The following is an 8917-nucleotide window of genomic DNA, read 5'->3' on the forward strand; positions in this document are numbered from 1 at the left end:
AAACGAAATTATTTTTTCACATTCTTGTTCAGAAAAGAGCATCATTTTTCAAGTAAATGTTGAGATGATGAACAAAAATATTCTATTAAATCCTTGAAAAAAAAAAAATAAAAATATATAATAAAAATGTAATAAATTTTAATTATGGGAGGTAATTGGATTTGAAGAAAACATTAACCTTATTTAGTTTGTCAGTCGGTTTGGTGGTTTTCGGTGGAGTAGTGCAAGCAGGTACTAGCTGGTCAAACTATGATACAACCGTTCCAAAATTTAATGGTAGCGGTTATACTGGTTATCAGACAAAAGATTCGTCTGGAACGTATGGGGAGTTATATTCGGCGGTCGTTGGAGGATCGTATACTGTTGATGCGAGAATGGTGGCGAGCTCTGGTACAGGATCATGGGTGCGTAGCATAACGGATGATGACTATCGCAATCTACCAAACTCTGTTCCGAAAGGGTTGAGCACGCGAGTTGAATTCAGTAATGATATAACAACGCCAGTAAATGTTCAAGTATCGGGAAGATGGAGAAGCAATTAAAAAACATCTATCGTGATCGTTTAGGACGAACGTCCGACGATCACGATTCATTTTTCGTGAATGAGAGGGTGAAAGATATGTTGAGCAACCAATTAGTAGTTGAATTGAAGAGAGCACTTACAAAAAAAAATTTATTTTTTTGGATAAGTATTATTGTTTTGTTACCAACGGTTAGATTTTATATGGTAAAAGAAGGATATCAGTTTTATGAACCGATTGAAGTATTTCATGAAACAGTGTCAGGCATTATTCCGTTGCTCTTTCCTGTTATCGCAATTATAGTTTATCTACCTTCTTTTTTACAGGAACAAAGAAACAAGTTTATTACGTATACTCGTACTAGAGTTCCATTGCATATTTACATCATTAGTAAAGGATTGGTAAATGCTTTGCTAACGGGGGTCATTACGTTTTTGCTCATTTTTCTCCCGTTCCTTTTTATCGTATATTTTGAACAAGAATTAGGAATTATTCATTATAGCCCTTCTAATGAACATATGCGTATACCTGCTGTAACTTTTTCACAGTTTTTATCGCATGGAGCGTTAACATACGGACTTATTTATTCTTCTTGGGTTGCTGTAAATGGCATAGTGTATTCTACCATTGCTTTTATGCTATTGCTAAATGTCAGTAATCCATTCATCGCTTTATCGATCCCGTTTCTTTTTTATCATATTTTAAACTTTGTGACCGGCTTGTTTCATATAGCCATTTTTTCACCGCTTAGTACGATTTTTCCGTTCAATATTGAACAGCAACCTCTATGGACTGTGCTTGTTCCGTTTTCATTTTTACTAATTGTTTTAGCTATCGTTTTTGTATTTTCGATACGAAATGAGAATGAATGGATGATATAGACTATGAAACGAGAGAGCATTGAGAATATCGTTAGTATAAAGTGGATCGTTGTAGGCGCCGTTTTTTACTTTTATGGCGCAATGCTTAAAAGCGAGATCGTTCAAGTTGCATATCAACAGCGATTACACTTCAACAACTGGGATGTGTCTTTGCGCCTGCTAACTGATCCGTACCTCATTCTTTATTTTGTTGTTCCTATTGTGCTATTGCTTTTAATAAAGTCTATTTTGATCGAATTTGATTATCAAATTTTAGTTCGCTTAGGGTCGTTTAAGAAATGGATATATTATTCCTTTAAAAATTTCTGGAAAATCACCTTTCCGCTACTCTGTCTATGGGTGTTCATGTCGTTATTTATGGCAATTGGATTTCCCTATTCATGGAGTTGGAGCGAGTTTAGTAAGACAGCACATTCTACTAATACGCTTGATCGGCTTGTATATTTCTTCAACGAACCTGCATCCGTTTTTGTGGCGCAATTACTTTTGTTGCTCTGTATTTTTTCATTGTTACATATCGTTTTTGCAGTCACGTACGTGTTAACTAAAAGTAAGAATTTCATGCTTTTCATTAGCGTTTTCTTTTTCCTTTTCAGTATTATAGGATTCAAGCTATTTCCAAATGAGTTTGCTTTCTTGTCGCCACTTTCCTTTTTTTCAATCACTAATGGGATAGATGCTTTTCATTCTCCTATCCCCGTTTATATTGTAGTCATCACCTTTTTTTGTGTTTGTATATGGTTTTTACAATTTTTAGATTTGGATAAAAAAGTGTACGTTCATTCAATAAAATCGTATATACCTATTGTTACTTATTTTTCTCTTTGTGTCATGGGGATAGGAGCAACAGCTCGATCATTAGTTCAATCCCCTGATGTGACAGTTTGGGATGTTTTCGTTATGTCGTTTGCCGGGGTTAGTGCCGATCGTTTTGCTTATATTCCGTTTTTCTTTTATTCAGTCGTATTTTTTGGATTTGTTTATTTAATTCAACTGCTTTTTCTAAGTAATGAGATTGAGCAGTTAGGATACTATAAAATCATTCGTTTCAAGAGTTTAAGTAAATGGTTTTGGAGCTGGATGACGAAGTTAATGGGGGTAACCGTTTTCTTTTTGTTCATGTTGATTATTCTTTCACTCGTATTGGCTGTTTGTTTTGGGGCACATGTTAGTTTTTACATGACTTTGCTTTCCAATCCGTTACATGAAGTAATTTATCACTTTTTTGTTAACGGTTTTTTGCAAATCGTTTTTTATATAAGCCTTGTCTTTATATTTTCTTGGACAAGCAAGGAATCAATATATGGTGTTGTTTTGACTAGTATGTTGATGCTTTTCATGTTGCCTAGTGTGAATTCAAAAGGGATCATACCTGTAGGGTTAAATGGAATTGTTTATTTAGCGGATTATTCTCCTTATTACTTAACATTTATTTTAGTTACGATGAATATCGTTTCATATTTTATAATTCGTTATTTATTGAAACAAAGCTTAAAAATATAAAAAATGAATATGGGTGGGATGGAAAATGTCGATTGTTATTTCCTTAAAAAATGTGAGTAAATCTTATAAAGGATTAACGCTGTTCCAAAATGTTAATTTAGATATAGAAAAAGGGAGTATATGTGGTATCGTAGGTCCGAACGGTTCCGGTAAATCTGTTTTATTTAAAATGATATGTGGATTCGTATTTCCAGATGAAGGGAGTATTGTTGTCAACGGGGTAGAAATCGGGAAAAGTAAAAGATTTCCGGATAATATTGGAATCATTATAGACCGTCCTGGTTATATAGCTAATAAAACAGGTTTTCAAAATTTGAAGGAATTAGCAATGATTAGAGGGAAGATTAGTGACGAAAAAATAGCAGAAACAATGGAAAAGGTCGGATTACAACCGCAAGCTAAGCAAAAAGTGAAACATTACTCTTTAGGTATGAAGCAGAAGTTAGCGATTGCCCAAGCAATTATGGAAGACCAACAAATACTCATATTAGACGAGCCATTCAATGCACTAGATGCTGAAAGTGTAAATAACATTCGTCATTTGTTATTATCTTTCAAAAGTGAAGGTCGTACAATTTTATTGACAAGCCATAATCAAGAAGACATAGATATTTTGTGTGACCGAGTTTTTCGCATCAATAAATACCAACTAGAGCCCGTTGCTTTAGTAAAGAATGAATTATGACATGTCATGAGGCTGACATCATGTGTCAGCCTTTAATCGTTTGAAGAAACTCCTCGACTTGTTCGCGTGTTTTTGCATTGGCGCTATGTAAGTGGGCGATTTTTTCGCCGTTTTGGAACACAAGCAAGCTCGGAATGCCCATAACGTTGTATGTTTCGGCGATGTCTGGCACATCGTCGCGATTGATGTCATACCATGTGAATTGCGGGTAAGCGGCAATGACTTCATCCATAAATTGATCCATTCGTACGCAATCTGGGCACCATGTTGTAAAAAATTTAACGACAACCGGCGTGCTGGAGGCGATCGCTTGTTTAAATTGTTGTGCGTCTTGTAGTCGTTCCATATGACACGTCCTTTCTTTTAATTTCGTCTTTTATTTTAGCACATGTTCTCGTTTTTTACGTATGAAAAAGCAAGGGGGGAAAAACGATGGATCGATTGGAAAAAGAACTGCAATCGTATGCGCGGGCAAAACATCAAAAGCACGATGCGTTCATGAAGGCGTTTGACGCATGGGGAAAAGAGATGGAGATGACGCTAAACAAACTTGAAAAAATAAACGAGGCGCTATTTCAACAGTTTCAAGCAAACATGAGCGATGCAGAAGCGTTTTTTGCGAAAAAAGAAAAGCAGTTCGCCCGCATGTTTCGGCAAGGAGGGGAATTTTTATAGGAGCGCCCATACCAAATTCATTTGTATGCATATGATGTAAGCGACAACGTTCAAGGAGGTGGAGTCTCATGGGCTTCGGATATTGCGGATATGGTTACGGTGGCTACGGCTACGGCGGCGGCGGATACGGTTCAACATTCGTGTTAATCGTCGTGTTGTTCATCTTGTTAATTATCGTTGGTGCAGCGTTCGTTCACTAAAAAGAGACGTTCCAAAGGGTCACGCCTTTGGAACGTTTTTTTTGTTTTTTCATATGCTGAAAAAGAAAAGTGAAGGAGGCGGGAGAAAGATGGATCAACATTTTTTTAAAAATATCGAAAAGAAAACGGGCGTCAATATGCAAGACATTTTTGCGCTTGCAAACTCGTTGCAACATGCGAATTTCAAAGATGAAAAAACGGTGCGCGGCATCGTGAAGCGCGTGGCGCAAATCGCTAATCGCAACGTGCCGAAAGAATTGGAAGATAAAATTGTTCAATCGATTATCAACAACGGAAAGCAAATGGACTTCAATACGATCGCAAACATGTTAAATAAAAAATAACGAAAAAGCGAAAAGTCTTAGACGAGGCTTTTCGCTTTTGTTTGAGAAGGAAGCAAGCGCGAGGCGTTTGCTTTTTTTAAACGGCGCATGGACGGGACGGAAATAAAGAGACTCTCTTTGGCGCGCGTGACGGCGACGTAAAGAAGGCGGCGTTCTTCTTCAAGCGGTGCGGCATCGCCGTTTCGGTACGCTTCGAGCGCATAGTCGTGCGGCAATAGTCCGTCCACTGCCCCGATGATATATACGATCGGAAACTCTAACCCTTTCGAACGATGAATCGTCATAAGTTGAATGCCGCCATCGCATGTCGTGTTGGCGTACGCTTTGGCGCGCGCGACGTGGGCAAGAAACGCGGGAATCGTTTTAAATTTGCGCGCGACAACTTTGACGTCGCGCACGTCATCGGATCCTTTTTCGATCGTATTTCCTTCGTTGCCGCGCTTTTTTAAAAAGTCGCCAAACCCCATTTCTTTTTCAATGAAATCGATCGCCTCAAGCGGCTTCATTTCTTTCACTTTCGCAAATAGCGGAACGATCGTGCGCAATTTTTGTTGTTGAAACGGTGCGATACGATCGAGTTTAGCGAGCGCCTCCACGAGCGAACAGTCTTGTAAAATCGAGATCGCTTTCAAGTCGTTCATGACCGTTTGCTTTAAAAACAACACCGTCGCCACATCGGCAAGCGCTTGTTCGTTGTTTGGATCGATGCTTAATTGAAGAAAGCTTAACAAATAGCGCACGATGCGACGGTTGTAAAATGATTCTCCGTCCGTCGTCACCGGGAGGCGAAGTTGGGCGAGCCGTTCAAAGACGGCGCGAGACGCGGCGTTCGTTCGGCATAAAATAGCGATATCGCTCGGTTTCGCACCTTGTTTCAATCGCTCTTGTATGTCGCATACGATCATCGTCGCTTCTTCTTCTTCGTCATACGGGAAGAAAAGTGTCGGCATATGTGCGCTATCCGTTTGGGCGTTCATTTGTTTTGGAATGCGCGTGCGACTTTTAGAAATCATGCTGTTGGCGAGCGCTACGATCGGATGGGGCGAACGATAATTTTCTGTCAACTTTACGATTTTTGTATGTGGAAAATCTTGTTGGAATTGATGAATAAACGATGAATCCGAGCCGCGAAACGCATAAATGGCTTGATCGTCATCGCCGACGGCGCATATATGGTGCGTATGTGACGCAAGCAGCTTCATCGTTTCGTATTGCACGCGGTTAATGTCTTGAAACTCATCGATGAGAAAATAATGAAACCGTTCGTGATATTGACAGAGCCGCTTTTCATCTGTCCGCAACATGTCATAACAGGCATATAACATATCATCAAAGTCAAATAAATCGTGTTGCCGTTTTTTTTCTTCATATTGCACGTACAACTGTACGATGCGCTCGTCCCATTCGGTTTCGATCGTGATGTCCGCAAGGGAAGTAAGCGTATTTTTCCAATATGACATGCGCTGCATCGCTTCATCGTACGGAAAATCGCGCTCATCGATGCCGAGTTCGCGCCCGATTTCTTTTATCATTCGCTCTTTTTGCCAATCGCGAATGAGCCGCTCATGCCGCCAGCGAAACGGATCGGCATGTTGCAACATGCGATAAAATAAGCTATGAAATGTGCCGATCGTCGGCAAGACATCCAAGTTGTATGCATGCAGTCGTTCCGCTAGTTCTTTTGCCGCTTTTGTCGTAAAGGTGACGATCATCATGTTTGAAGCTTTTATATGATGATTTGTAATCATTGACGCAGCCCGCGTCGTCAACGTGCGCGTTTTGCCGCTTCCTGCACCGGCGAGGACGAGAAGCGACCCTTCGACGTGGCGGACAGCTTCATATTGATCCGCATCGAGCGACACTCCGCATACGATCGTCTGTTTTTTTTCTTTCGCTTGAAACGGTTGGTGCGGTTGAATAGCAACCGCGCTTCCTCGTTGTCGTTCTTCTTTTATGCACGGATTCGAAACATGATAAAAGTGCGGGGCATGTTCAATCGCTAAATGCAAGCGAACGATTCCACCGCACATCGGGCACGTCCATTTATTGCGTAAACTTTGTTCGTAAACGAGCTCGTATTTTTCTCGTGGCAATGTATGAAGGTCAAACAACTTGCCGTTATATTGCGCTTTGTTCATCGTAAAAACTCCTCCATGTAACGTCAACGTCTATGTTAACAAAACATATAATAAGAGAAAAGGAGTTTTTCGTTAGATGGCGAATGATATAACAAAGGAGGCGATGAAGGTGCATATCCCGCCAATTCGTTCGAATCCATTCACTGTTCCGCGCGCAACAAGCGTACAACGCACAACGAATGAAAAAAAAGAAAGTTTTGCTGAAAAGAAAAAACGCCCGAAAGATCGGTCGTCTGAGAAAAAACGTTAATATGCCTGCACGTGCATTCCTTTTCCTTCTTGCCATTCGGCGTATAAAATGTCGCTGTAGTTTTCAAACCCCGCATGGCGAATATGTTTTTGAAGCCATCGTTCGTCCCACCCATTTTCCCGTATATTGTCCCAAATGACTTCTCCATCGATAATGACGGTGACGGGCAATGTCGCTTGAGATGCGGATATGTTGTGGTCTTGACGCGTCGGTTGTTCATACGGCGCTTTTTTCATGACGCTTACTGTGCCATCCGTTTCTAAAATGGCGTATTCGACTTCGCGAATCGAAAAGACGTTGCGAGCGCGCAACAAATGTTGGAGCTGATTTAAGTCGAGTTTCGTTTGTTTTAATGCGTCATATAAAATGTTTCCTTTTGAAATGACGATCACCGGTTTTCCTTCTAACAGTTCCCTCAGCTCTTTTTTCTTTTGTGTCACCATTTCTGTTGTGTAAATAAGCAGTCCCCAAATGGCGATCGCAAACAATATTTTAGAGAGCCCGACATTTGCATCGTATAGTCCGTTTCCGACAAGCTCGCCGAGAACGAGGGCGGAAATGAAGTCAAACGGTGTAATTTGGGTAATTTGTGTTCGTCCGAGTATTTTCGCCATCATAAATAAAGCGACATAACCGACAACTAACTCAAGTGCGATTTGTCCAAATTCGTTCATAACGATATCCTTTCGTATGTAGCTTCTTTCCTTAGTATGCCAAGTGAAAAAGAAAACATGCGACCGTTATGATCGCATGTTGATTGTTTTGACCATTGTCACATGTGGAATGCCCGCGTCAAGAAAGACGTCTGATACGGTTTCGTAGCCGAGTTGTTTGTAAAACGGTTCGGCGTGTGTTTGGGCGTTTAGCTTCACTTTCGTCACGTGCTGTTTCGCGTATTGTTCGATCGCTTCCATCATTTGTTTTCCGATGCCGCGTCCGCGATAAGAAGGAAGGACGCAAATGCGTTCAATTTTACCGACGCCGTCGATTGTACGAAAGCGACCTGCGGCGATCGGCTTGTCGTCGTCGTATAAAACGAAATGAACGGATTCGCGTTCGAATGCGTCAATTTCTTCTTCCTCTGACACGCCTTGTTCGTCGATAAAGACGGCGCGGCGAACGAGCAAGGCATCACGCCAAAGCGCTTCATCTTGTCCTTTATTTAGGCGCATCGTTTATTCCTTCCCGAGATGAAATGTTTCGTAAGCTGACCACGATCCATTTTCGAGTTGATAGAGAAGATGGAAGCGGTCAATTTGTTCTTCAAAAGAAACAGATTGCATGTTGAAACGTCCAAACACGTCCGAATATTCGTCGTTTGACAAATCGCGCGCGATTGTAATGTGCGGTACGAACGCGTAGTCCGTTTGTTCGACGAACGGCGGACGATGCAATTTTTCGTGGAGCTGAACGAGCGGCTCTGTTTTCTCCACTTTTAAATAAATGACGTTGTTGACCGGATAAAACGAACTGAATTTCGTGATGCGCATCGTAAACGGCTCCGTTTCGCGCGCGACGCGATGCAGTTGTTGGACGAGTTCAGCGAGCTTGTCCTCCTCCACATCAAACGCATATTTGAGCGTGATATGAGGCGGGATAAGCGCGTAATGCGTGTCGTATCGTTTGCGATACGAATTAGCGAAATCTTGTACTTTTTTCGATGGAAAAATCGCGATACCACATTTCATGCGATGTTTCCTCCTTTCGTCATTATATTTAT

The 8917-nt window shown here is 41.0% G+C and carries 13 protein-coding genes; 8 read left to right on the plus strand and 5 right to left on the minus strand.

Features of this window, described 5'->3' with window-relative positions:
* The first annotated feature begins 221 nt into the window (after positions 1–221).
* Genes V7Z64_RS09735 through V7Z64_RS09750 form a run of 4 tightly spaced genes read left to right on the plus strand, consistent with a single transcriptional unit; the run spans position 222 to position 3590 of the window.
* Positions 222–542: a hypothetical protein gene (locus V7Z64_RS09735; protein ID WP_297990257.1), complete on the plus strand. Its 321-nt coding sequence runs from the start codon at positions 222–224 to the stop codon at positions 540–542.
* Positions 527–1402 (plus strand): ABC transporter permease, encoded by an 876-nt coding sequence (locus V7Z64_RS09740; protein ID WP_297990259.1) that lies wholly within the window; start codon positions 527–529, stop codon positions 1400–1402. The genes V7Z64_RS09735 and V7Z64_RS09740 overlap by 16 nt, the downstream gene beginning before the upstream one ends.
* A gap of 3 nt (positions 1403–1405) precedes the next feature.
* Complete coding sequence (locus V7Z64_RS09745) at positions 1406–2905, plus strand: hypothetical protein (RefSeq protein ID WP_297990261.1); 1500 nt, start codon at positions 1406–1408, stop codon at positions 2903–2905.
* Positions 2906–2930: 25 nt separating this feature from the next.
* Entirely contained in the window at positions 2931–3590 is a 660-nt protein-coding gene (locus tag V7Z64_RS09750; protein ID WP_297990263.1) for an ABC transporter ATP-binding protein, read from the plus strand.
* 25 nt (positions 3591–3615) lie between these two features.
* On the opposite strand, the gene V7Z64_RS09755 is transcribed toward V7Z64_RS09750, so the two are convergent.
* Complete coding sequence (locus V7Z64_RS09755; protein ID WP_219985507.1) at positions 3616–3936, minus strand: thioredoxin family protein; 321 nt, start codon at positions 3934–3936, stop codon at positions 3616–3618.
* Positions 3937–4022: 86 nt separating this feature from the next.
* Here V7Z64_RS09755 and V7Z64_RS09760 point away from each other — a divergent pair, with 86 nt between their 5' ends.
* The 3 genes from V7Z64_RS09760 to V7Z64_RS09770 all read left to right on the plus strand — a co-directional run bounded on the left by V7Z64_RS09760 (position 4023) and on the right by V7Z64_RS09770 (position 4809).
* Entirely contained in the window at positions 4023–4265 is a 243-nt protein-coding gene (locus tag V7Z64_RS09760; protein WP_297990265.1) for a hypothetical protein, read from the plus strand.
* Between the two features lie 68 nt (positions 4266–4333).
* Complete coding sequence (locus V7Z64_RS09765) at positions 4334–4465, plus strand: YjcZ family sporulation protein (RefSeq protein ID WP_297990267.1); 132 nt, start codon at positions 4334–4336, stop codon at positions 4463–4465.
* 89 nt (positions 4466–4554) lie between these two features.
* Entirely contained in the window at positions 4555–4809 is a 255-nt protein-coding gene (locus V7Z64_RS09770) for a stage VI sporulation protein F (protein ID WP_003395322.1), read from the plus strand.
* A gap of 17 nt (positions 4810–4826) precedes the next feature.
* On the opposite strand, the gene V7Z64_RS09775 is transcribed toward V7Z64_RS09770, so the two are convergent.
* Positions 4827–6947 (minus strand): ATP-dependent helicase, encoded by a 2121-nt coding sequence (locus V7Z64_RS09775; protein WP_297990270.1) that lies wholly within the window; start codon positions 6945–6947, stop codon positions 4827–4829.
* A gap of 76 nt (positions 6948–7023) precedes the next feature.
* On the opposite strand from V7Z64_RS09775, the gene V7Z64_RS09780 reads away from it, so the two are divergent.
* Positions 7024–7197 (plus strand): hypothetical protein, encoded by a 174-nt coding sequence (locus V7Z64_RS09780; RefSeq protein WP_297990273.1) that lies wholly within the window; start codon positions 7024–7026, stop codon positions 7195–7197.
* Here the strand turns inward: V7Z64_RS09780 and V7Z64_RS09785 are convergent.
* The 3 genes from V7Z64_RS09785 to V7Z64_RS09795 all read right to left on the minus strand — a co-directional run bounded on the left by V7Z64_RS09785 (position 7194) and on the right by V7Z64_RS09795 (position 8885).
* On the minus strand, positions 7194–7871 hold the full coding sequence (locus tag V7Z64_RS09785; RefSeq protein ID WP_297990276.1) for a DUF421 domain-containing protein: 678 nt from the start codon (positions 7869–7871) through the stop codon (positions 7194–7196). The genes V7Z64_RS09780 and V7Z64_RS09785 overlap by 4 nt on opposite strands.
* Positions 7872–7937: 66 nt before the next feature.
* On the minus strand, positions 7938–8369 hold the full coding sequence (locus tag V7Z64_RS09790; RefSeq protein WP_297990278.1) for a GNAT family N-acetyltransferase: 432 nt from the start codon (positions 8367–8369) through the stop codon (positions 7938–7940).
* 3 nt (positions 8370–8372) lie between these two features.
* Positions 8373–8885, minus strand: coding sequence for a YjcG family protein (locus V7Z64_RS09795; protein WP_297990280.1), 513 nt, complete (start codon positions 8883–8885; stop codon positions 8373–8375).
* Positions 8886–8917: the final 32 nt, after the last annotated feature.

Origin of the sequence: Anoxybacillus sp. (assembly GCF_036834105.1) — a bacterium.
GTDB lineage: Bacteria > Bacillota > Bacilli > Bacillales > Anoxybacillaceae > Anoxybacillus.